This window comes from Nocardia grenadensis (assembly GCF_050942415.1).
Lineage (GTDB): Bacteria > Actinomycetota > Actinomycetes > Mycobacteriales > Mycobacteriaceae > Nocardia > Nocardia grenadensis.
Window position 1 is genome coordinate 5729607 of sequence record NZ_CP192054.1, and the last position, 22348, is coordinate 5751954.

At 68.0% G+C, this 22348-nt stretch carries 18 protein-coding genes; 10 read left to right on the top strand and 8 right to left on the bottom strand.

The window, feature by feature from the left end:
* Positions 1 to 253 precede the first annotated feature (253 nt).
* Positions 254 to 1012 (bottom strand): precorrin-4 C(11)-methyltransferase, encoded by a 759-nt coding sequence (cobM, locus tag ACQPYS_RS26035; RefSeq protein WP_433491085.1) that lies wholly within the window; start codon positions 1010 to 1012, stop codon positions 254 to 256.
* Between the two features lie 208 nt (positions 1013 to 1220).
* The gene (locus ACQPYS_RS26040; RefSeq protein WP_063061446.1) at positions 1221 to 1649 is read right to left on the bottom strand and encodes a PPOX class F420-dependent oxidoreductase; all 429 of its coding nucleotides are present in this window, start codon (positions 1647 to 1649) and stop codon (positions 1221 to 1223) included.
* Positions 1650 to 1973: 324 nt separating this feature from the next.
* On the opposite strand from ACQPYS_RS26040, the gene ACQPYS_RS26045 reads away from it, so the two are divergent.
* Both ACQPYS_RS26045 and ACQPYS_RS26050 read left to right on the top strand, forming a co-directional pair.
* On the top strand, positions 1974 to 2321 hold the full coding sequence (locus ACQPYS_RS26045) for a DoxX family protein (protein WP_433491086.1): 348 nt from the start codon (positions 1974 to 1976) through the stop codon (positions 2319 to 2321).
* 544 nt (positions 2322 to 2865) lie between these two features.
* Positions 2866 to 3519 carry a Uma2 family endonuclease gene (locus ACQPYS_RS26050; RefSeq protein WP_433491087.1) on the top strand — a complete coding sequence of 218 codons (654 nt, stop codon included), beginning with the start codon at positions 2866 to 2868 and terminating at the stop codon, positions 3517 to 3519.
* A gap of 556 nt (positions 3520 to 4075) precedes the next feature.
* Here the strand turns inward: ACQPYS_RS26050 and ACQPYS_RS26055 are convergent.
* Both ACQPYS_RS26055 and ACQPYS_RS26060 read right to left on the bottom strand, forming a co-directional pair.
* The gene (locus ACQPYS_RS26055) at positions 4076 to 5059 is read right to left on the bottom strand and encodes an Rpn family recombination-promoting nuclease/putative transposase (RefSeq protein WP_433491088.1); all 984 of its coding nucleotides are present in this window, start codon (positions 5057 to 5059) and stop codon (positions 4076 to 4078) included.
* 94 nt (positions 5060 to 5153) lie between these two features.
* The gene (locus tag ACQPYS_RS26060; RefSeq protein ID WP_433491089.1) at positions 5154 to 5759 is read right to left on the bottom strand and encodes an SACE_7040 family transcriptional regulator; all 606 of its coding nucleotides are present in this window, start codon (positions 5757 to 5759) and stop codon (positions 5154 to 5156) included.
* Between the two features lie 94 nt (positions 5760 to 5853).
* Here ACQPYS_RS26060 and ACQPYS_RS26065 point away from each other — a divergent pair, with 94 nt between their 5' ends.
* From ACQPYS_RS26065 to ACQPYS_RS26100, 8 genes are all read left to right on the top strand, one after another.
* Positions 5854 to 7473, top strand: a complete 1620-nt coding sequence (locus tag ACQPYS_RS26065) for a carboxyl transferase domain-containing protein (RefSeq protein WP_433491090.1) — start codon at positions 5854 to 5856, stop codon at positions 7471 to 7473.
* Positions 7474 to 7478: 5 nt separating this feature from the next.
* Positions 7479 to 9554: a biotin carboxylase N-terminal domain-containing protein gene (locus ACQPYS_RS26070; RefSeq protein ID WP_433491091.1), complete on the top strand. Its 2076-nt coding sequence runs from the start codon at positions 7479 to 7481 to the stop codon at positions 9552 to 9554.
* A 48-nt stretch (positions 9555 to 9602) separates the two neighbouring features.
* Positions 9603 to 10763, top strand: a complete 1161-nt coding sequence (locus tag ACQPYS_RS26075; RefSeq protein WP_433491092.1) for an acyl-CoA dehydrogenase family protein — start codon at positions 9603 to 9605, stop codon at positions 10761 to 10763.
* Positions 10760 to 11290, top strand: a complete 531-nt coding sequence (locus ACQPYS_RS26080) for a MaoC family dehydratase (RefSeq protein ID WP_063041814.1) — start codon at positions 10760 to 10762, stop codon at positions 11288 to 11290. The genes ACQPYS_RS26075 and ACQPYS_RS26080 overlap by 4 nt, the downstream gene beginning before the upstream one ends.
* Positions 11291 to 11324: 34 nt before the next feature.
* Positions 11325 to 12158 carry an HpcH/HpaI aldolase/citrate lyase family protein gene (locus ACQPYS_RS26085; RefSeq protein WP_433491093.1) on the top strand — a complete coding sequence of 278 codons (834 nt, stop codon included), beginning with the start codon at positions 11325 to 11327 and terminating at the stop codon, positions 12156 to 12158.
* Between the two features lie 419 nt (positions 12159 to 12577).
* On the top strand, positions 12578 to 14524 hold the full coding sequence (locus tag ACQPYS_RS26090; protein WP_433493135.1) for an acetoacetate--CoA ligase: 1947 nt from the start codon (positions 12578 to 12580) through the stop codon (positions 14522 to 14524).
* 206 nt (positions 14525 to 14730) lie between these two features.
* Positions 14731 to 15771 (top strand): NAD(P)-dependent alcohol dehydrogenase, encoded by a 1041-nt coding sequence (locus tag ACQPYS_RS26095; RefSeq protein WP_433491094.1) that lies wholly within the window; start codon positions 14731 to 14733, stop codon positions 15769 to 15771.
* Between the two features lie 336 nt (positions 15772 to 16107).
* Positions 16108 to 16935: a mycofactocin-coupled SDR family oxidoreductase gene (locus ACQPYS_RS26100; RefSeq protein WP_433491095.1), complete on the top strand. Its 828-nt coding sequence runs from the start codon at positions 16108 to 16110 to the stop codon at positions 16933 to 16935.
* A gap of 121 nt (positions 16936 to 17056) precedes the next feature.
* Here ACQPYS_RS26100 and ACQPYS_RS26105 read toward each other — a convergent pair whose 3' ends face one another.
* The 4 genes from ACQPYS_RS26105 to ACQPYS_RS26120 form a co-directional block, all read right to left on the bottom strand.
* Positions 17057 to 17920, bottom strand: a complete 864-nt coding sequence (locus ACQPYS_RS26105) for an alpha/beta fold hydrolase (RefSeq protein WP_433491096.1) — start codon at positions 17918 to 17920, stop codon at positions 17057 to 17059.
* Positions 17921 to 19649: 1729 nt separating this feature from the next.
* Positions 19650 to 19907, bottom strand: coding sequence for a hypothetical protein (locus tag ACQPYS_RS26110; RefSeq protein WP_431941173.1), 258 nt, complete (start codon positions 19905 to 19907; stop codon positions 19650 to 19652).
* A gap of 109 nt (positions 19908 to 20016) precedes the next feature.
* Complete coding sequence (locus ACQPYS_RS26115) at positions 20017 to 20388, bottom strand: nuclear transport factor 2 family protein (protein ID WP_433491097.1); 372 nt, start codon at positions 20386 to 20388, stop codon at positions 20017 to 20019.
* A 71-nt stretch (positions 20389 to 20459) separates the two neighbouring features.
* A complete protein-coding gene (locus ACQPYS_RS26120; protein ID WP_433491098.1) occupies positions 20460 to 21995 on the bottom strand; it encodes an FAD-binding protein in 1536 nt (511 codons plus the stop codon).
* Positions 21996 to 22348: the final 353 nt, after the last annotated feature.

The window sequence follows — 22348 nt, forward strand, 5'->3', positions numbered from 1 at the left end:
ACTTCTCGTTTGCTCAGGCAGAAATGTCCATCGGAGTTATCCGTTTGTGAAGCCGGAGCCGTTACATCGGGTGCCCCGTACCACCCGGCACACCCGGTGCCCCATGCCACCGTGCCATCGCACCCGGGCGTCGACTCCTGACCACCGATCCAATCTACCGAAGCACGGCCGTGTCACCAACCGGGTTCGGCGGCGGTGCCGCCGACCGGTCGGCGGTATCCGGGCGCCCCCGGGCAGTCCGGCCACTGCGCCCTCATCCGCCCAGGTGACTGCGGTCACGCACCGGGTCGTAGAGGTGCGATTGCGCACAATCGATTCCGAGCTCCAGCGCCCGCCCGACCAGGATCACCGCCGCCCGCGAAAGCCCCGCCGCCTCGACCCGGTCCGCGATATCGGCCAGGGTGCCGCGCAGCACGATCTGGTCCGGTTGGCTCGCGCGGTAGACCACCGCGGCCGGGCAGCCCGGTCCATAGTCCGCGGCGAGCTCTTGCGCGAGCTGCCGGATCCGGGTGATCGCCAAGTGCAGCACCAGCGTGGCCCGCGTACGCGCGAACCCCGCCAGTGTCTCGGTCTCCGGCATCGCCGTCGACCGGGCCCGCGTACGGGTGAGCACCACGGACTGCGCGACCTCGGGAACGGTCAGTTCCGTACCCAGCAGCGCCGCCGCGGCCGCGTAGGCGGGCACACCCGGGGTGATATCCCACGGCACCCCGGCGGCATCGAGCCGGCGCGTCTGTTCGGTGAGGGCGGAGTAGAGAGACGGATCACCCGAGCACAACCGCGCCACCTCGCGGCCCGCCGCTGTGGCGCGCACCATATGCGCTGTGATCTCGTCGAGGTCGAGCCGCTGGGTATCGATGAGTTCGGTGGCCGGCGCACAGTGACCGAGCACCTCGGGGTCCAGGTAGGTGCCCGGGTACAGGCACACCGGACACCGCCGCAGCAGCTCCACCGCGCGCACCGTCAGCAGATCCGCGGCGCCGGGTCCGGCCCCGATGAAGTGCACAGCCATGGGTGGAAGTGTAGGCACCGGCCGGTTCCGGGCCGGCCGCCGCGTACCCGGCCCGGTGGATACGATCGCGACCACCTGTGCGCCGGATCTCCACCGACTCGACGCTGCCGGTGGGCACCCGGCGCCGCCCACCGGTCGCGTACCCCGCGGTCCCGAATGCGTAGCCGGCCGGGATGCGGGCGAGCCGCGGCCGGTACATCCGCCCCGGTCAGCTCCCCACGGCGTCGAAGAAGGCGATGACCTTGGTCGGCTGTACCCGGACCAGGAGTTCGCCCGGGACACCGTTGCGCCGTCCGAACTCGTCGGCGCGGGCCGTGCCCATATAGCGTCCGCCGATCGCGGTCGCCGACCGCAGCAGCTCGGCCGGATCCTCGGACAGGGTGGCCGTGCCCTGGATCTGTACCGCCGCGTAGGGGGGCTCCTCGAGGTCCACCACCATCGCGATGCGGGGGTCGCGCTGCAGCGCTTTCCCCTTGGCGGTCTCCTTACCGGTGTTGAAAACGATCTCGTCGCCGTCGAGCAGGAACCACACCGGCGTCACGAGCGGACGCCCGTCGCTCGCGGTGAACGCCACTTTGGCGGTTCGGGTTCCGTAGCTGAGGAATTCACGCACCTTGGGGTCGGAAAGTGAGGCCATACGGGTAAGCCTAGGGCGGGCGGGGCCGTTTACCCCGTCTACCGCCCCGCGGGTCGGAACCCTCCTGCCCAGGGACCTCACTCCTCGGCTTCGCCCTCCCGCTCCGTCGGGCCGGACCCGCGCGCCCCGACCACGTCGGCCGGCTGTTCGGAGGTAACGGAGATGCGTGCGAACGCGCGCCGGGGTGACTACAGCACCGCCCGTGCCGCGAGGTCGCCGATCTCCGGACGGCGGAGCGCGGGCAGGGCACCGATGTCACACCCGGACACTCCGCGTCGTCGACGCAGTGTGCGCCGGGGCACCGGCAGAAGAGAAAGGTTCGCCATGGACATCGCCTACTACATCGTCGCCGCGCTGACCGCCCTATGGGTCGGTTTCTCGGGGTACTCACTGTTCGCGAAGAAGCAGTTCGTGGTCGAATCGCTCGAACAGTATGGTGTGCCGCGGTCGTGGTGGAACTGGCTGGCGCTGGCCAAAAGCGCCGGAGCGCTGGGATTGCTCGCCGGTTTCGCCGTGCCCGTCGTCGGCGTGGCCGCGGCCGTCGGCCTGATCGCCTACTTCCTCGGCGCCACCGCGACAGCGCTGCGCGCGCGTTCGTACAGGACCGCGGTATTCCCCCTGCTCTATCTGGCTCCGGTCCTGGCCACGCTGGTCCTGCAACTGGCCCGGTGAGGCGACCGGGCTCCCACCGGCCGGGCGGTCCTCGAATGAACCCGGCGAAACCACCGATGCCGTGACCGCCCCGGGGTGATACTCCCTGTGGGCCCCCTCGCCGGGGCTGGAGTGTGTGAGGAGTCGGCGATGAGTGTGGTGGACAGGTCCGAGAAGGCCGATGGGACCTCGCCGCCGGATCGGTCCGGCTGAGCAGTCCGGGGCACAGGACCAGCGGTCGTCCTCGTCCGCCGCGAGACATCGCGATGGTTGCGTCGCCGTGGCGGACCGTGAAGTGATCGACTTTCGCAGACATGCCGACCATGCTGAGAGGTTGACCCTGCGTCAAGGTCAACTCCCGCCGCACCAAGACAGTGCGGCGCTACCTGTACCCAGCGAAGTCCGCCCGGGCAGCGCCCCTTGTGCGGCGTGCAGAGCGAGTTCTGCGTTCCGGCGACCCCTGACACATCGCGGTCATGGCCCGTGTCGGCACCTCACGGGCTGCGTCGAGCCAACGTGTCAGCAAACTCGCAGGCCAACGGCATGCTTGGGCTACCATTGCACCATGTCGCGGCCGGATCTACAGCGCCCCGAACTTCCGGAGTACATGACCTGGGAGGAGCTCGAGACCCTACCCGAGGAGATCGCCGAACGCATCGAACTCTGGAACGGGCGAGTGGTGTGGTTGCGACGCGGCCCCCATGAGCACCAAGAGTTCACCAATCTGCTCTGGAGCGGACTGCGTCGATGTGCCCGCACGGCGATGTCGGCCGATCCCGAGCAATGCTGGCGGGTGAGCACCGAGACCAATGTGTTCTTCGGCCGAACCGGGATGTCGGACTTCGTCACCCCGGACTTCATGATCTATCGGTGCATGAGCGAACCGTACCGGTATGTGCGCTCCGGTCGGGTCGTACTGGTGGGCGAAGTGTTGTCCCCGTCGAACTCGGATGCCGACATGGAACTGAAGAAGGCCCGTTATGCGAAAGCCGGAATCCCCTGGTACTGGGAGGTGACCCTGGCGACCCAGCGCAGCGAGATCGCTCATATCCACGCCTACACCCTCGTGCCCGACGTGCGTCCTCCCGAACCCGGCATCACCGTGCTGCATCGCGCCAACTACATCTTGGCGGGCGCCTGGTCGCCGACCGATACGGGGTCGATCACGATCAACCACCCGTTCCCGATCACTATCCCCTGGTCCGAACTGGATTTCTGACCGGCCGGCCCCGCTCCTACTCTGTGGCGAACCGGTTCTTTGCGAGCCGAAAGTAGTCTTTCAGCATTTCGGTGGACCACGGCGCCTGGTGGACCTCTCCGCGTGGCCGAACTCCGCGAACCACGGCTTGATGTCCAATACTGGCGATGAAAGACGATCTCGAGATGGCTGAGATCCTCCAAACCTTATCGCGCGCTGCTCGAACGGACGCGCGAGGGTTTGCTCGCGCTCGATACGCGCACCGATGCGCAAATCCGAGCCGACTCTCGAGGACGGTGAACGCCCGCAACGTGAGGTGGACGGTGTAATCGCGCGGCGGAAGGCCCGGCATCCGGAGATGCGGAGATGACAGAGGTCGTGCCGCAGCCCGGCGTGCAGAACACCATGGGTATCGCCGCGATCCGCCCGAGTATCTCGCGGGTCTGCGACAGGAACGCGGGAGACCGAATCGGCTCGCGTACAGGTCTCGCGCATCCGTGCCGTTGCGCACGGTCGAATCAGCCGGTCACCGGTAGCAAGAGCAACTCGATCAGTTCGTACGCAGCGACACCCGGGTTCAGGCGAACAGTTCGTCGAGGGTGGTGGCGGTCAGCACCCGAGCCGTCCAGATGCGGACCCGGGCGGGGTCGGCCGAGCGGACACGGTCGGCAACCGCGCCGGGCACCGGCCCGAATTTCGCAGTCAGCAACTCGAGCAGCGCCTCCACACGACCGCGTGCTTCACCGCGTGCTTCACCGCGTGCCTCGATGATTTCTGCTGTGGTCACGATCGCCTCCTTCGCTCGCGGGCCGAGCCGTTCGAAGACCGCCGCAAGATCGGCCTCGGCTGTCTCACCGACGGTCAAGATGTAGGTCAGGACTGTCAGGTAGTCGCCGAGTGAATCCGGGCCGGTGTCGAGGGCACGGAGGTCTTCGAGCCAGTCCAGCATATCGTGTCCCAGCCGCCCGTTTCTCGGCGCGATGCGCTGTAGGACCAAGAGGACCCTGGCCGCGGGGGTGAGGTCGCGTTCACGCAGGGCGGCGAGGTCGAGCACGGCGATATCGTCGAGCAGGAACCGCAGCCGTGGGAGGTGAGGACCGAGGGCCTCGCGGGCGGCGGGGTCGAGGTCGAGCAGGTCGGCAAGTTCGGTGGGGTGCGCCGGCGACCAGCGGGTGCCATCGGCAGCATTATGCACGACCAACGGGATGATCACGGGCAGTGTTTTGGATTTTTCATTGTCGATGAGGTGCTGGCGCCAGATGGCGACCATGTATTCGAGCATGCGGAAGGCCATGAACCGGTCACTGCTGGATTGGTGTTCCATCAGCAGGTACACGTAGGCGGGATGCCCGTCGAGGCGGGTGCGGAACAGCAGGTCGCTGAAACGGTTGCGCAGGTCGGAATGCACGAAGCTGCCCGGCTGCAGCTGTAGAGCGGTCCAGTCCAGGCGGGTGCTGATCGACTCCGGTAGCGCGGCGCGTAGTTCGGAGGCAGCGTTGGTGGGGCGGGACATCACTTTGCGGAAATACGCGTCGTGCGGGTTGGACCGCTGCTCGGACATGGCGGCGACTCTATGACCAGCGGCCGACAGGTAGCCATCGGGCGAACCGCCCGGCACACTCGGCCGTCGGCACCGCTTGTCCGGTCCGCCTTGTTCAGTCGGGCGAGGGGCCGGTGAGTGCGGTGAGGGCCATCGCGCGCAGCACGGCGCGGCTGCGGTCCCGGGCCGGGGCGGCGCTGTGCGGGGTGGAGTTGAGCAGGCCGAATACCGCGTGGGCCTGTACCCGGGCGGTCTCCTCGGTGAGGCCGGGAGTCATCTCGCACAGCACCCCGACCCACACCTCCACATAGCGGCGCTGGGTGCGCCGGATCTCGCGGCGGGCGGGTAGCGGCACATTGTCGAGGTCGCGGTCCTGGATGCGGATGAGTTCGGGTTCGCCGAGTGCGAAGTCGAGGTGGAATTCCACCAGCCCGGCCAGCGCCTGCCGGGGTCCGTCCGCGTCGGCGGCGACGGCGCTGCCGCCGTCCAGCAGCCGGCGGCTGATGCCCACCAGCAATTCGACCAGCAGCGCCTCCTTGTTGGGGAAGTGCCGGTACACCGCGGGACCGCTGATCCCGACCGCGGCGCCGAGATCGTCCAGTCGCATACCGAGGTATCCGCGTTCGGCGATGAGCCGTGCCCCGGCGACGAGCAACTGGTCGCGCCGCTGCTGTTTCAGCAGTTCGCGGCGGGTCGGGGTGGCAGAATCGGCACTGGTCACCCGTACTCCTTTCACCCGGCCTGGACAACTCGGTTAGTCAAGATTAACCTCAATTCCAGTTATCAGTGATTAACTCAGACGTCAGGATGACGCGATGACCCGCACCGCGAGCCCAGCGCCCGCCACCCGGTCCGACTCAGATAACCGGACCGCGAATCTCGCCCTGGCCGAGCAGTTGCGTCACCGTCTCGCCGAGACCGCCCGGGGCGGTCCGGAGAAGGCACGGCAGCGCCATATCGCCCGCGGCAAACTTCTGCCCCGCGACCGGGTGGACCAGCTGCTGGACCCCGGGAGCCCGTTCCTGGAGCTGTCCCCGCTGGCGGCCGACGGTATGTACGGCGGCGACTGCCCCGGCGCCGGCATCATCACCGGGATCGGACGGGTTTCCGGCCGGGAATGCGTGATCGTGGCCAACGACGCCACGGTCAAGGGCGGTACCTACTACCCCGTCACAGTGAAGAAGCATCTGCGCGCCCAGGAAGTGGCGCTGCACAACAATCTGCCGTGTGTGTACCTGGTAGACTCCGGGGGCGCCTACCTGCCCAAACAGGACGAAGTATTCCCCGACCGCGAACATTTCGGCCGCATCTTCTACAACCAGGCCACCATGAGCGCCCGCGGTATCGCCCAGATCGCCGCGGTCCTCGGTTCGTGTACCGCGGGCGGAGCCTACGTCCCGGCCATGAGCGACGAAGCGGTGATCGTGCGCGATCAGGGCACGATTTTCCTGGGCGGCCCGCCGCTGGTGAAGGCGGCCACCGGTGAAGTGGTGACCGCGGAGGAACTAGGCGGCGGCGCCCTGCATTCCCGGACCTCCGGGGTCACCGACCATCTGGCCCACGACGACCGCGACGCCCTACGCACGGTCCGCCGGATCGTGGCGACCCTGGGTCCGCGCCCGGAACCGGCCTGGCAGGTGCGGCCCGCGCGCGAACCCGCCGCCCCAGCCGACGAGCTCTACGACATCGTGCCCGCGGATCTGCGCACCCCCTACGACGTCCGCGAGGTGATCGCCCGCATCGTCGACGCCGACGAATCCGGCGCCGCCGGGTTCGGTGAGTTCAAGGCCGAATACGGCACCACCCTGGTCACCGGCTTCGCCCACATCCACGGACATCCGGTGGGCATCGTGGCCAACAACGGCGTGCTGTTCAGCGAATCCGCCATGAAGGGTGCGCATTTCATCGAACTCTGCGACAAACGCGAAATCCCGCTGCTGTTCCTGCAGAACATCACCGGTTTCATGGTCGGCCGCGACTACGAGGCCGGCGGTATCGCCAAACACGGCGCGAAGATGGTGACCGCCGTGGCGTGCGCGCGAGTCCCCAAACTGACCGTGGTGATCGGCGGATCCTATGGCGCGGGCAACTATTCGATGTGCGGGCGCGCCTATTCGCCGCGGTTCCTGTGGATGTGGCCGAACGCGCGGATCTCGGTGATGGGCGGTGAACAGGCGGCGTCGGTGCTGGCGACGGTGCGCGGCGATCAGCTCGACGATAACGGGCAGCCGTGGAGCGAGGCCGATCAGGAGGCGTTCAAGGAACCGATCCGCCAACAGTACGAAGAGCAGGGCGATCCCTATTATTCGACGGCCCGGCTCTGGGACGACGGCGTCATCGACCCTGCCGATACTCGCACCGTCCTCGGGCTGGCGCTCTCGGTGTGCGCGCAGGCGCCGCTGGCACCGGTCTCCTACGGCGTCTTCCGGATGTGATCACCATGCTGAACTCCACTCACCCCCTGCCCTTCGACACGGTGCTGGTCGCCAACCGCGGCGAGATCGCGGTGCGGGTCATCCGGACGCTGCGGGCCATGGGCCTGCGCTCGGTCGCGGTATACAGCGACGCCGACGTGCGGGCCGCGCATGTCCGAGCCGCGGATATCGCGGTGCGGCTGGGTCCGGCCGCCGCCCGGGACAGCTATCTGAACATCGACCGCATCGTCGACGCGGCCCGCCGCACCGGGGCCGGCGCGGTCCATCCCGGCTACGGATTCCTCTCCGAGAACGCCGCTTTCGCTGCCGCGCTGCACGCCGCCGGAATCGTCTTCCTGGGCCCGCCCGCCGCGGCGATCGAAATCATGGGCGACAAGATCACCGCGAAGACCACGGTCGACGCCTCCGGTGTTCCGGTGGTGCCCGGGACCGCCGAACCCGGCCTGACCGACGAACAACTCGTCGCGGCGGCCGCCGATATCGGTTTCCCGGTGCTGGTCAAACCATCCGCGGGCGGCGGAGGTAAGGGGATGCGCCGCGTCGACGAGCCCGCCGCGCTACCCGCCGCGCTGGTCAGCGCCCGGCGCGAGGCCGCGGCTGCTTTCGGCGACGACACCCTGTTCCTGGAACGCTTCGTCACCCGGCCACGCCATATCGAAGTCCAGATCCTGGCCGACACCCACGGCACCGTGCTGCATCTCGGCGAACGCGAATGCAGCCTGCAACGCCGGCACCAGAAGGTGATCGAGGAAGCGCCCTCGCCCCTGCTCGACCCGGCCACCCGTGCCCGGATCGGCGCCGCCGCCTGCGCCACCGCACGCAGCGTCGACTATGTGGGCGCGGGCACGGTGGAGTTCATCGTCTCCGCCGACCGGCCCGACGAGTTCTTCTTCATGGAGATGAACACCCGCCTCCAGGTGGAGCATCCGGTCACCGAGATGATCACCGGTTTCGATCTGGTGGAATGCCAGGTCCGGATCGCGGCGGGGCAACAGATCCGGCTGCGACAGGACGATATCCGGCTGCACGGCCATGCCGTCGAGGCCCGGGTGTACGCCGAGGATCCGGCCCGTGACTTCCTGCCCACCGGCGGCACCGTGCTGGAGCTCACGGAACCCGGCGGCCCCGGGGTCCGGGTCGATTCCGGGCTCGCGGTCGGCACGGTGGTGGGCAGCGATTACGACCCGATGCTCGCCAAGGTCGTCGCGCACGGTCCCGACCGCGCGTCGGCGCTGGCCACCCTGGACCGCGCACTCGCCGAGACGGTGTTGCTCGGGGTCCGGTCGAATATCGACTTCCTGCGGTTCCTGCTGGCCGACCCGGATGTGGCGGCGGGCCGGCTGGATACCGCGCTGCTGGACCGGCGGGCCGGGGACTTCCACGCGCCGCCGGTCACGGATGACATTTTCGCGGCCGCGGCCGTGTCCCGGTGGCTGCGCCGCTGGCCGACGGGTCCGACGGACCCCTGGGATCGTCCGGACGGCTGGCGGCTCGGAGCGCCGGCACCGATCCGGATCCGGCTGGCCGGCGGAGAACGGGTGGTGCACGTCGACCTCACCGGCACCCCGGAGGCCGTCGGGGTGCGGATCGGAGACAACGAGCCCGCGCAGGCCACCGCCGCGCTCGATCGAGACGCCGCCCGACTGCCCGGCGGAACCGCGGTCCACACGGTGACCCTCACGCTCGACGGGATACGCCGCGACTACCGGGTGGCCGAATCCGCGGACGCGATCTGGGTTGCCGGTGCCTCCGGGCCGGCCCTGCTGCGGGAGCTGGCCGAGGAATCGGTGCGCGCGGGCGACGCCGCCGCGCACGACGCGGAGATCCGCAGTCCCATGCCGGGAACGGTGCTCACCGTCACGGCGGAAACCGGGAAACCGGTAGCGGCCGGCGACCCGATTCTGGTGGTCGAGGCCATGAAGATGGAGCATTCGCTGACCGCGCCGCTGGCCGGCACCGTCGAGATACTCGTCGCGGCGGGCGCGCCGGTGCGGTTGGACGAAGTGCTCGCGCGGGTGCACCCGGAACCCGCGCCCGAGGCCGAACCGGCCGATACCACAGCCGAACCCGCCGCGAGTTGATGCGGCCGGGTCCCGGCGAATCCACACCGAGAACGAGAAGAGGCACAGGTGTCCGATTTCCTGTCCACCGGCACGCTGCCCGAGCACTACCGCGACCTGGCGCTGACCGTCCGGGATTTCGCGAACCAGGTGGTCGCCCCCGTGGCGGCGAAACACGATGCCGAGCACAGTTTCCCGTACGAAGTCGTCGCCGGGATGGCGAAGATGGGCTTGTTCGGCCTGCCGTTCCCGGAGGAGTACGGCGGGATGGGCGGTGACTATTTCGCCCTCTGCCTGGCCCTCGAGGAACTCGGCAAGATCGACCAGAGCGTCGCCATCACCCTGGAGGCCGGAGTGTCGCTCGGCGCCATGCCGATCTACCGCTTCGGCGACGAGAAACAGAAACAGGAGTGGCTGCCACGTTTGGCGAGCGGACAGAACCTCGGCGCGTTCGGGCTCACCGAATCGGGCGCGGGCAGCGACGCAGGCGGCACCCGCACCACCGCGGTCGAAGACGGTGACAGCTGGGTGATCAACGGCAGCAAACAGTTCATCACCAACTCCGGCACCGATATCACCGCCCTGGTCACAGTGACCGCGGTGACCGGGCAGACCGGAGACAAGAAGGAGATCTCCACCCTCCTGGTCCCCGCGGACACTCCCGGATTCACCGCCGAACCCGCCTACAACAAGGTCGGCTGGAACGCCTCGGACACCCATCCGCTCACCTTCGACGATGTCCGGGTACCCAAGGAGAACCTGCTCGGCGAACGCGGCCGCGGCTACGCCAACTTCCTGCGCATCCTCGACGAGGGCCGGATCGCCATCGCGGCACTGTCGGTCGGGGCAGCACAGGGCTGTGTGGACGAATGTGTGCGCTACGCCGGGGAACGCGAAGCGTTCGGGAAGACGATCGGCAGCAATCAGGCGATCGCGTTCAAGATAGCCCGGATGGAGGCGCGAGCCCATACTGCCCGCACCGCCTACTACGACGCCGCTGCGCTCATGCTGTCCGGGAAGCCGTTCAAGAAGCAGGCCTCCATCGCGAAACTGGTGGCCGGCGAAGCCGCCATGGACAACGCACGCGATGCCACCCAGATCTTCGGCGGCTACGGGTTCATGAACGAATACCCGGTGGCCCGGCACTACCGGGACAGCAAGATCCTCGAAATCGGCGAGGGCACCACCGAAGTACAACTCATGCTGATCGGACGGGAGCTCGGCCTATGAACGGCGAGAAGATCACCAAGGACGTCGACCATGACGTCTCCGGCCTGAAACGGGTGGTGCAGACCGGTCTGTGGTTCGAGGAGCTGGAAACCGGAGTGCTCTACGAGCACCGTCCCGGTCGCACCATGACCGAGACCGACAATGTCCTGTTCAGCACCCTCACGATGAACACCCAGGGCCTGCACATCGACAAGGCATTCAGCGATGCCCAAGAGCCGTTCCATGAGCGGCTGGTGAACTCGCTGTTCACTCTGGGCACCATGATCGGGCAGGCGGTGGCGCATCTGACCCAGGGCACCACGGTCGCCAACCTCGGCTTCGAGGAGGTCAAGTTCCCGGCGCCGCTGTTCCACGGCGACACCGTGTACACCGAGACCGTCGTGCTCGACAAGCGGGAATCGAAGAGCCGGCCGGGTCAGGGCGTGGTCACCTTCCGCCACGTCGCCCGTAATCAGCATGGCACCGTGGTCGGGGTGGCCGTCCGCAACGCGCTGATCCGGTTGCGCCCGTCGGAAGAACGACCGTGAGCGGCGGCGAGCACACCTCGAGGGGGTACCGGCATTGACCGACCACTACAGCGCGGACACCACCTGGCAATCCGCGGGGCCGGCATGGCTGTTCTGCCCCGCGGATCGCCCCGAGCGCTACCGCAAGGCCGCCGACGCCGCCGATGTGGTGATCCTGGACCTGGAGGACGGTGTGGCGGCGGCCGACAAACCCGCCGCGCGTACCGCGCTCGTGGAGACCCCGCTCGACCCCGCGACCACCGTGGTGCGGGTGAACCCGGCCGGTACCCCCGACCACGAGCTCGATCTGGAGGCTCTGCGGCGCACCGGGTACCGGCTGATCATGCTGCCGAAAACGGAATCCGCGCAGCAGGTCACCGGCCTCGGCGAATACCTGGTCTTCGCCCTGATCGAATCCCCTGCGGGCGCCCTGGCGATCCGAGAGATCGCCGCCGCGCCCAATACCCGCGGCGTGATGTGTGGCGTGGAGGACCTGGTCGCCGCCATGGGCGGTACCGGCACCCGCCGCCCCGACGGCAGCTACCGCGATGTGGCGCGGCAACTGCGCAGTACCGGCCTGCTGGCCGCCAAGGCACACCGGCGCCTGGCCCTGGACATGGTGTACCTGAACATCCGTGACCTCGACGGCCTGCGCGCCGAGGCGGAGGACGCGGTGGCGGTGGGCTTCGATATCAAGGTCGCCATCCACCCCGCCCAGCTTCCGGTCATCCGCGCCGCCTACGCCCCGTCACCCGAAGAACTCGACTGGGCCCGCGGCGTATTGGCCGCGGCCCCGAACCATCGCGGCGTCTTCGCCTACGAAGGCAAAATGGTGGACGCCCCCCTACTCCGTCACGCCGAACAACTCCTGCGGCGCAGCCCAGAATGAAATCCGAGCCCTCTCCGGAGAGTCGACGTCCGTGGTCGGGCCCCGCCCTCGGTTCTGGAGCGACCGAGCGTATGCAGCCAACAGTCCAGGTACCGGTGGTCATTGAGCACTTACAGTGAAGTGAACCTTCAGGCCGGTCCAGGCGCACGACACCACGCACCTGCTGTCCCCTCCGGATGGTCGACCTCCACGGTCGGGGCCCGCCCCCGATTCTGGAGCGACAGAGCGAAGCAGCGCAGCGACCGAGCGTGTGCTGTCGTCCGTCCATAGATCGGCGACCATTGAGCACTTACAGTGAAGTGAACCTACCCACGCTGGTCGAGGCGCACGACAACCCGCACCTTCCGTCTACTCCGGATGGTCTACCTCCGAGGTCGGGGCCCGAGGCGCCGCCATGAACACAGAAGGGTCCTTTGCCGGTGGAACCTCAGTGGATACCGACCGAACGGGATATCGCCGATGCCCGGGTCACCGATTTCGCCCGCTTCGTCGCCGCGCGTTCCGGTGCGGAACTGCCCGACTACCAAGCACTCTGGCGCTGGTCGGTGGACAATCTGGCCGAGTTCTGGCTGGCGGTGTGGGAGTACTTCGAGCTCGGGACCGTCGCCGGTGAGGTGCTGCCCTGTCCGGAGATGCCCGGCACACGCTGGTTTCCCGGGACGACCTTGAACTATGTGGACCGGGTGGTCGCGCAGGCGCGGACCGACCGGCCGGCGATACTGCAGGTCACCGAGGGCAGTGCGGACGTGGTGGCGACATCGTGGGCGGAGTTGTCGGCCGCGGTCGCCGCGTTCGCCCGGACCCTGCGCGGGCTCGGTGTCCGGCCCGGCGACCGGGTGGTCGGCTATCTGCCGAATATCACCGAAACGGTGGTGGCGTTCCTGGGTACCGCGGCTGTGGGGGCGGTGTGGAGTGCCTGCGGGCAGGACTATTCGGCCAAGGCCGCGCTGGATCGGCTGGGCCAGTTGGAGCCCGTGGTCCTGGTGACCGCGGACGGGTACCGCTACGGCGGGAAAACCCATGACAAGAGCGCGGATATCGCCGCCTTGCGAGCCGGTCTGGAAACCGTGCGCACCACCGTGGTGGTGTCGCGGCTGGGTGTCGAGATCCCCGACAGCACACCGTGGTCGGCCGCGGCCGACCCCTCCGGCGGCGAACCGCTCCCGGAAACCGAAACCGTCGATTTCGCGCATCCGCTGTGGATCGTGTTCTCCTCCGGCACCACCGGACTGCCCAAGGGGATCGTGCACGGTCACGGCGGGGTGCTGCTCGAACACATCAAAGCCGTTGCTCTGCAATCGGATATCGGGCCCGAGGACACCTTCTTCTGGTACACCAGCCCGAGCTGGATGATGTGGAACTTCCAGGTGGCCGGACTGCTCGCCGGGGCGACCATCGTCTGCTACGACGGCAGCCCGGCCCATCCCCGGCCGGATACGCTCTGGGAGATCACCGCCCGCACCCGCACGACTGTGCTGGGCACCAGTCCCGGTTATGTGCTGGGCTGTATGAAGGCGGGCGCGGTGCCCCGGACCGATCACGACCTGTCCGCCCTGCGGCTGATCGGTATCACCGGTTCGTCCCTGCCGCCGGCGTCGGCGCTGTGGCTGCGCGACAACGCCGGGAACATCCCGGTGGCCTCGATCAGCGGCGGTACCGATGTGGTCTCGGCGTTCGCCGGCGGGGCGCCCACCGTACCGGTCTGGCCGGGTGAACTCTCGGCGCCCTATCTGGGTGTCGCTCTCGACGCCTACGACGAGGTCGGGCAGCCGGTCCGCGGCGAGGTGGGCGAGCTGGTGATCACCGCCCCCATGCCGTCCATGCCGATCCGTTTCTGGCGCGACCCCGATGGCACCCGCTACCACGAGGCCTATTTCGACGCCTACCCCGGCGTGTGGCGGCACGGTGACTGGATCACCCTCACCGGCCGCGGCAGTGTGGTGGTGCACGGCCGCTCCGATTCGACCCTCAACCGGCACGGTATCCGGATGGGCAGCGCCGATATCTACCAGGCGGTCGAGCGGCTCCCCGAGGTGGCCGAAGCACTGGTCATCGGCGCGGAACAACCCGACGGCGAGTACTGGATGCCGCTGTTCGTGGTCCTGGCTCCCGGCGCCGAACTCACCGACGAACTGCGCGGCCGAATCAACGAGGTGATCCGCACCGAAGTGTCGCCGCGGCACGTCCCCGACGAGATCCTGCTCGCCCCGGCGGTCCCGCACACCCGCACCGGCAAGAAACTCGAGGTCCCGATCAAACGGCTGTTCCAGGGCGCCGACCCGGCCCGCGTGGTGGAGCGCAGCGCCGTCGACGACCCCGCCCTGCTCGACTGGTACTCCGGGATCCGTCCACCGGGCCGGCGCTGACCTGCCCGGCGCCGGGCCGCCAGATCTCGGCGACCCGTGCGGCGGGATGCGACGTGCCGCCACCGACCGCCGCGACCTGGTCGAATGCCTGAATGCCCCCGGCCGGGCGCGGCCCGAACTAGCCTGGTCGCAGTCGGTGTATCCGCATGTTCGCTGCCGTTCCACCAGTACGCACCCAGTCGCTCGGCTCAGAGAGGACAGGCGCAATGAAGGCACTGCAATACGTGACCGTCGGGGCAGAACCGGAGGTCCGCGAAATCCCCACCCCCGAACCCGGCCCCGGCGAGGTACTGCTGCGGGTGACCGCGGCGGGGGTCTGCCATTCCGACGATTTCGTCATGAACAACCCGCCGGAACAGTTCGGTATCGAACTGCCCCTGACCCTCGGGCACGAGGGCGCCGGACAGGTCACCGCCCTCGGAGAAGGCGTGCGTGGTATCGATATCGGCACGAATGTCGTGGTCTACGGCCCCTGGGGCTGCGGGAACTGCTGGTTCTGCGCCCAGGGTCAGGAGAACTACTGTTCCCGGGCCGCCGAACTGGGCATAATGCCGCCGGGGCTCGGCTCACCGGGCGCCATCGCCGAATACCTGATCGTCGATTCCCCCCGCCATCTGGTACCGATCGGCGATCTCGACCCGGTGGCGACCGTACCGCTCACCGATGCCGGCCTGACCCCCTATCACGCCATCAAACGGTCGCTGGACAAGATCCGCCCCGGCTCGTGGACGGTGGTGATCGGCAGTGGCGGGCTCGGCCATGTGGCGATCCAGTTGCTGCGGTACCTGTCCTCCACCCGCGTCATCGCCCTGGATGTGAACGACGAGAAACTCGAATTCGCCAGGTCGGTGGGTGCGCACGAGGCCGTGCTCTCCGACGACCGGGCCGCCGAGAACGTCCGCAAGATCACCGGTCCGGCCGGGGCGAGCCTGGTCCTGGATTTCGTGGGCTTCCAGCCGACCATCGATACCGCCATGGCGGTGGCCGGGGTGGATTCCGATGTGACCATCGTCGGTATCGGCGACGGAAAGTCGGCCGCACGGGTCGGATTCGGGATCAGCCCGTACGAAGCAACCGCGACCTCACCGTACTGGGGTGCCCGCGCCGAACTGATCGAATTGATCGATCTCGCGCACGCCGGAGTCCTGGAGATCGCGACCGAACGGTTCGGTCTCGACGAGGCGCCCGAGGCGTATCGCCGGCTCGCCGCCGGGACACTGCGCGGCCGGGCGGTCGTCGTCCCCTGACATCTGTCCGGCTCCGCGGGCCGGGAAGCCGACCGGCGCCTTGATCTGAAACACGCAGGGTGCGCGCCGGTCGCGATTTCCCGGCCCAGCCCGCCGGCGCTTCCGCGATGTGCGCGGTGGCGGTGAGGCCGGCGGCGAGGGATTCGTGCGCCGTGACCGGCCGGGCGGCACACCGCTCCGGACCCGGTAGTGGATGGCGGATATACCGGGCGGCGCCGGTCCCACCCAGCGGGAGCGGTCTCCGGCACGGCCCGGTGACCGGGAGCAACGCGGTCGCGGAACATTCGGTGGGCCTAGCGTCGCCCGCATGGATGCGGTATTTGCCGGAGGTGCCCGATGACGCGCCTACAGGACCGGGTAGCGGTGGTGACCGGGGCAGCGGGCGGGATGGGCCGCGCCCATTGCCGCCGGCTGGCCGAGGAGGGCGCCGATATCGTCGCGCTGGATCTCTGCGGGCCGGTGGAGACGGTGATCATTCCGCCGGCCACACCGGAGGACCTCGAGCAGACCGTGCGAGCCGTGGAGAAGACCGGGGCGCGAGTCGTGGCCGCCACCGCCGATGTCCGGGACGGCGCGACGCTACGGGCGGCGACCGACCGGGCGGTGGACCAACTCGGCGGCCTGGACGTGGTGTGCGCGACGGCCGGGATCACCTCCAGCGCACCCGGTCTGCAACTCACCGAGGAGCAGTGGCGGACGATGCTGGACGTCAACCTGACCGGCGTATGGCAGACCTGCAAAGCGACCGCCCCGCATCTCATCGCCCGCGGCAGCGGGTCGATAATCCTGACCAGCTCGATCGCCGGACTGCGCGGACTGGTCGGCGTGGCACACTACACGGCGGCCAAGCACGGTGTGGTCGGACTGATGCGGTCGCTGGCGCAGGAGCTGGCGCCGCACGGGGTCCGGGTGAACTCGGTACACCCGACCAATGTGGACACCCCGATGATCCAGAACGATATGGTCCGCCGGTCGTTCCGCCCGGACCGGGAGAACCCGACCCGCGAAGAATTCGCGGAGGCCGCACGGACCATGAACATGCTGCCGATCCCGTGGGTGGAACCGGTCGATATCGCGAACGCGTCGCTGTTCCTGGCCTCGGACGAGGCCCGCTACATCACCGCGGTGACCCTGCCGGTCGACGCCGGCAGCACCCAGCGATAGGGCCGACCGATCCGGGCGCTTCTCGCGGCGTGCGGCGCGGCGAGGTACCTCGCCCTCCATGCCCCGCGCCCGGGCGTGTCTCCACTGCCGGGGCTCCGTCGGCAGCGGGCTCCCCGGCGCCTCAGTCCTTGCGGGTCAGGAAAGCCATGACCGTGGATTCGAAGGCGGCCTTCTGCTCGATCATCGCCCAGTGGCCACAGTCCGGGAACACGTGCAATTCGGCGCGCGGGATGGTGCGCATCGGCAGCAGAGCCATATCCAGTGGGCTCACCCGGTCGTCGCGCCCCCAGGTCACCAGGGTCGGCGCCTTGACCTTGTGTAGCAGCGCCCACGGCGGCGGGGCGTCCGCGGCATCCATGGCACGCACCATCGCGGTGAACGCGGCCCGGCTGTACATCCGGCGAGCGCTGTCGAGGGTGGCCGGATCGGTGGCCTGGACCCAGCGTTCCTCGATCATCTCCTCGGTGACCAGGGCCGGGTCGTACACCATCGAGTGCAGCCAGGCGATCAACCGTTCCCGGGTCGGGTTCTCGGTGAAGTCCTGAAGCAACCGGATGCCCTCTCCCGGGCCCGGACTGAAGATGTTCTTGCCGATACCACCGATGGTCACGATCTTGCCGACCCGGTCGGGGTGGGCGATCGCATAGTTCAGCGCGACCCCGCCGCCCATCGAGTTGCCGATGATATCGACCCGGTCGAGACCGAGCGCGTCGACGAAGGGGACCACCGCGTCCAGGGCGGTGACCATCGGGTGCCCGCCGAAATCGTCGCTTATACCGAAGCCGGGGAACTCCAGGATGATTGTGCGGAACCGTTCGGCGAAGAAATCGAGATTGCCGCGGAAATTACGCCATCCGGTGACCCCGGGCCCGGAACCGTGCAAGAGCAGCAGTGGGGTACCGGAGCCTGCTTCGTAATACCGCAGCGTCCCGGCGTCGGTCCGTATCTCCCGCAGCTCGTGCTCGGTGCCGGAAACCGCTGTCATCGTCAACCCTCCATCTCGGCGTACTTGCTACCGACCACGCTGCCAGCTATACGGCGACCGCTCACCCGGCGTTCCCGGTGAGCGGTCGCCGGTCGGATCACTGGATTTGTTCCCTCACCGCCCGCCGTCGACAGAGGCAGCGGGTGGGCCGAGATGTCTGTGAATCGACAAGCAGCAAAGGCTCCGTCCGCGACCTCGGTGGCAACTCGCGGCGGAAGATGACGATGTTTCCGTAGTGCCAGGCGACGCCTATAGCCAGCGTGCTGCGAGCGATCGTCGCGATAGCACGAGTGCCGCAGCGTGCTCTCGCGAGCTCGATCCGGACCGGCCACACCTGCATGGGCGAAGTTGTCCGAGTTATTCTTCCCGCCGCCGGGAACCGTGCAAGTGGCGATCGGACGCCGGGCGATCGAAACTCGATCCCATGCCCCCTGTCGCAGGCCGGGTGCCGTCGACTCCCTTGGAGCCGGGCTCCGTGCCCATAACGGCGCGCGAAGCCATGAAGAGGCTGGCAGGGACGATTACAACGAACATCGAACAGGCAGCTTCCGCTTCTGCGCGTCCGCTGAACGAGGTAGCCGATCATCTCGGCGAGGCTTCGAAAGTGTCGGGGATGGCAGACCGCGATGGATACGATCGGATAACGGCAGGTATCCGTGGTCACGACGAATACGGCGAACTTGCGGTGTTCTCGCCGGATGATGTGATATATCACGCGCTGAGAGACCGCCGAGGCTTACGCGGCATCGCCTTTCCGACAAAAGATTCAGACGAATTCCACCGGATCCCATGGATTAAGCGAGCCGGCGAAAAATTCGATCGAGAGTATCACCACTTCTGGCCTGTTACCAGGTTGTCAACAAGGAAATCGGACTACGAGTTCGATCCCACTCCTCAGCCCATTCCCGGCGCGGACGGCGCAGAAGCAAAGCGTGCCATAATAGTGCAATCACACGCCAACCCGGATGGATTCGCAGTCAAGGTGAGGACGCACGGACCGCCCGATTTAAGATCCGGATCACCTCCCCTCGGTTCAGAATCCATACTGCCGAGTGGGCGGAAAAATCGAATCATACCATCCACACTCCCACCCCGTCTCGTATATCCCACACGGAATATCTTCCTGGGCGGAGCGGAGTACGGGCGGTTACTCGCGGCGAAAAAATCCGAGTTGGAGGATGCCGCGGAGGCGCCGGACAGTCCAATACGATTTGTATCGTGTAGCGCGGGCGCACCCGAAGGGGATGCGGCCGAGAGTGCGGTAGCATCGATGCGAGAAAATGGTATAAATCGGGAAGTAAATGCCGGAACCGATACCATGTTTCTGGCCGAAGGCGCTGATGGATCTTCGGTGATCGGCATCGCCGGACGCGGAGACCCGCATGGGAACATATCGCCCGCATGGCGAACTTTTCCGGCATCGCCTCTCGGAGACACCAGCTGATGCCCCATTCCTCCGGCAGTAATCAGCTCAGACGTGATCGGTAACGACAACGGCGCCGGTTCCGCTGGATAGCAGATCTTTACCCCCGTGCCTGTCGAATCGTTGGAAGTGCCGGCGAGGCCATACGGCAGCGGAAAGGATAAATATCCCAAGTGGACGCACCCTGCCCCCGCTGTTCTCGGCCTCGAGCATTGTGCGGGGGCGAGCGATCTCTCTGCGCAGTAACCATGATCGCTCACCGGCCGGAACCCTGGCCGCCGCACGGTAATGACCTGCAGCGCGATATCAGCCGAGGCGCCCCGGCACAGGCTCCCGGCGGCGTTCGTCGGTGGGCAGATCACCGTCGGCGACGGCCCGTTCGATGGAATCGCGTAGTGCCGGGCAGGTGGGGATCCATTTGCTGGGCTCGCCCAGAGCCGCCCGGCGGGCGAATTCGGGGCAGGCGGATTCGGCGTCGTCGAGCCATTGCACACTGGTGTGACTGGGGCTGAATTTTTCCACCAGTACTCGGTTACCGCAGTTGACGCACTGTACGGGCTGCACGAACACTCCTTCGTCGCGGCGTGGCGGGCGGTGATGTAGCCGAACATCATGGCGGGTCCGATGGCGGCGCCGGCGCCCGTGTATCTCTCTTCTCTCGTAGAGATCGAACTCAGCCGAAGCTGATGTCCTCGGCCGACCAGAAGGCGCGCATACTCGTGATCCGCGCGTTCTCGTCGAAGGTCATGACGTCGATGGGTTCGATGGTGATGGTCTGGTCACCGGTCTCGGTGACCACCCGGAAACCGAATGCGGCGCTGTCGCCGCTCACCCGCAAGCTCAGCAGTTCGGTACTGCGACGTGCGGATTCGAGGCTCCCGTAGAACTTCTCGATGGCCGCGCGGCCGGTATGCGATGGACTGCCCACCGGGTCTTCCAGGGTGGCGTTCTCGTCGTAGAGGGCGGCGATATCGGCCGCGGTTCCGGTGGCCACCGCATCGAGGTAGCGGTGTACGGCCGCGCGGATCTGTTCGGGTGCGGGCATGGTTGTTTCCTGTTCGGGTTCGGGCGCCGTGTTCCGGCCGATCCGGGTGGCGAGCGTGTCGCCGGTCGGCGCTAACGGCCGAGCATGTCGAGGACGGCGAGGTGAGCGAACAGCATCGAGGCGCCGATCGGGTTGCCGCCGCCGGGGTAGACGGTGCCGCTGACCGCGGCCATGGTGTTGCCCGCTGCGTACAGACCGGGGATCGGCGTCGCGGTGCGGTCCAGCACCCGGGCGGCGCTGTCGGTACGCAACCCCCCCTTGGTGCCCAGATCGGACAGGCCGAAGGCGGCGGCGTGGAAGGGTCCCCGCTCGATCGGCACCAGCGGCAGCTCGCCCTCGAAAAAGGCCCGGTCGTAGGCCTCGTCGCCGCGGCCGAAATCGGTATCGGCGCCCGCGGCGACCATCGCGTTGTACCGCTCGACGGTCTCGACGAGGTTCGCGGCGGGGACGCCGAGGGCCGCGGCCAGTTCTTCGAGCGTTTCGGCGCTATGCCACAACCCGGCCGCCTGGTACTTCTCGGTTTCGACCATCGACACATTGGTGGCCTGTATCGGCGGCCTGACCCCGTCCCGGTCGTCGTAGATCATCCAGAACGGCAAGGTCATACTGCCGGCGCGCAGCCGTTCGATGGCCGCCCGGCCGAGCCGGTCGTAGGGCGCGGATTCGTTGACGAACCGCTTACCGTCCTGGTCGACGAAGATCCCGCCGGTGAACCACAGCGCGAACGCCGACCGGCCGTCCGGATGGGTGAGTCCGGGCGACCACCACGCCTGGTCCATGAGATCGATATCGGCTCCGGCGGCGATACCGGCCCGATGCGCCTTCCCTTGATTGCCGGGCGGGCCCATGGTGTCGCGGGCGGCGCCGGGCACCCCGTAGTGGCGGCGCATCTCTTCGTTGCCCTCGAATCCGCCCGCCGCCAGGACCACACCGCGGCGGGCCCGGATCGTCATCGTGCCCTCGGGCTTTTCGATACGGGCGCCGATCACCGTACCGTCCTCGACGATCAGCTCCGCGAGGGCGGCGTTACGGTACAGCCGGACGTGCGGATAGCCCGCCAGCGCGCGCAGGAAACGGCCGATCAGCGCCTGGCCACCGATCAGCAGTTCCGGCGGCTCGGCGCCGAGCCGGTCGGTGTCCAGCGGGCCGCGCAGATGGGCACGCAGGTCGCCCAGTTCGGCGGCGGGCAGCGGGACGGGGACGATATGGCGCCGGCCGTCCGTTCGCGCTTTCGGCGCCGCACCGAAATAGTCCGGCCACGGGTACATCTGGAATTCGAAACGCTCGTCGCTCTCCAGGTATTCGATGAGGCCGCGGCCGCGGCGCACGAAGGTTTCCTGTAGTTCCGCCGGGGTGCGGTCACCCACGACCGCGCGGAAATAGGTGAGCGCGTCGTCGAGGGTGTCGTCGGTGCCTGCGCGCTCGAGTACCGGGTTGCACGGAAACCAGACCCCGCCGCCGCCCGAGTACGCGGTGGTACCACCGAATTTGTCGGTCGCCTCCACCACCGCGACCGACAACCCCTCCCGGGCCGCGGTGTAGGCGCCGGCGAGTCCGCCGCCGGACCCTGCCACCAGCACATCCACTTCGTCGTCGAAGTCCACCACTGCTCCACCGCCTCCTCGCGCTGCCGGCTCGTGCCGAGGCCGACGGTAGGGCCGGTGCGCCGCGCGGGCGAACGGTTCTCCCGGTGACCGGGAGAACCGGAGTCATCCGGTGGATATGCCGGTCAGCGGGAGGAGGACGACCAGGAGGTCGCGGCTGTCCCTACCGTCGCCGCAGAGCACCGGACACCCGAGCGGTCGGAGGCACGGTGAAGCCCGGAAAACCCTGGTCACCCGGCCGGACCCGAGTCGATGTGGCGGTCGTCGGCGCGGGCATCGCCGGGGTCGCGGCAGCCGGCTACCAGGGCTTCGACCTGCTGCACCGGTGAGCGGCGCGGTCCGCGCCCCCACGGTGG

Coding starts and splice junctions, on each gene's coding strand:
- ACQPYS_RS26105 (WP_433491096.1), bottom strand. CDS start 17,920: ATGACAGCGGTTTCCGGCACCGAGCACGAGCTGCGGGAGATACGGACC.
- ACQPYS_RS26045 (WP_433491086.1), top strand. CDS start 1,974: ATGGACATCGCCTACTACATCGTCGCCGCGCTGACCGCCCTATGGGTC.
- ACQPYS_RS26070 (WP_433491091.1), top strand. CDS start 7,479: ATGCTGAACTCCACTCACCCCCTGCCCTTCGACACGGTGCTGGTCGCC.
- ACQPYS_RS26115 (WP_433491097.1), bottom strand. CDS start 20,388: ATGCCCGCACCCGAACAGATCCGCGCGGCCGTACACCGCTACCTCGAT.
- ACQPYS_RS26080 (WP_063041814.1), top strand. CDS start 10,760: ATGAACGGCGAGAAGATCACCAAGGACGTCGACCATGACGTCTCCGGC.
- ACQPYS_RS26040 (WP_063061446.1), bottom strand. CDS start 1,649: ATGGCCTCACTTTCCGACCCCAAGGTGCGTGAATTCCTCAGCTACGGA.
- ACQPYS_RS26095 (WP_433491094.1), top strand. CDS start 14,731: ATGAAGGCACTGCAATACGTGACCGTCGGGGCAGAACCGGAGGTCCGC.
- ACQPYS_RS26050 (WP_433491087.1), top strand. CDS start 2,866: ATGTCGCGGCCGGATCTACAGCGCCCCGAACTTCCGGAGTACATGACC.
- ACQPYS_RS26055 (WP_433491088.1), bottom strand. CDS start 5,059: ATGTCCGAGCAGCGGTCCAACCCGCACGACGCGTATTTCCGCAAAGTG.
- ACQPYS_RS26100 (WP_433491095.1), top strand. CDS start 16,108: ATGACGCGCCTACAGGACCGGGTAGCGGTGGTGACCGGGGCAGCGGGC.
- cobM (WP_433491085.1), bottom strand. CDS start 1,012: ATGGCTGTGCACTTCATCGGGGCCGGACCCGGCGCCGCGGATCTGCTG.
- ACQPYS_RS26065 (WP_433491090.1), top strand. CDS start 5,854: ATGACCCGCACCGCGAGCCCAGCGCCCGCCACCCGGTCCGACTCAGAT.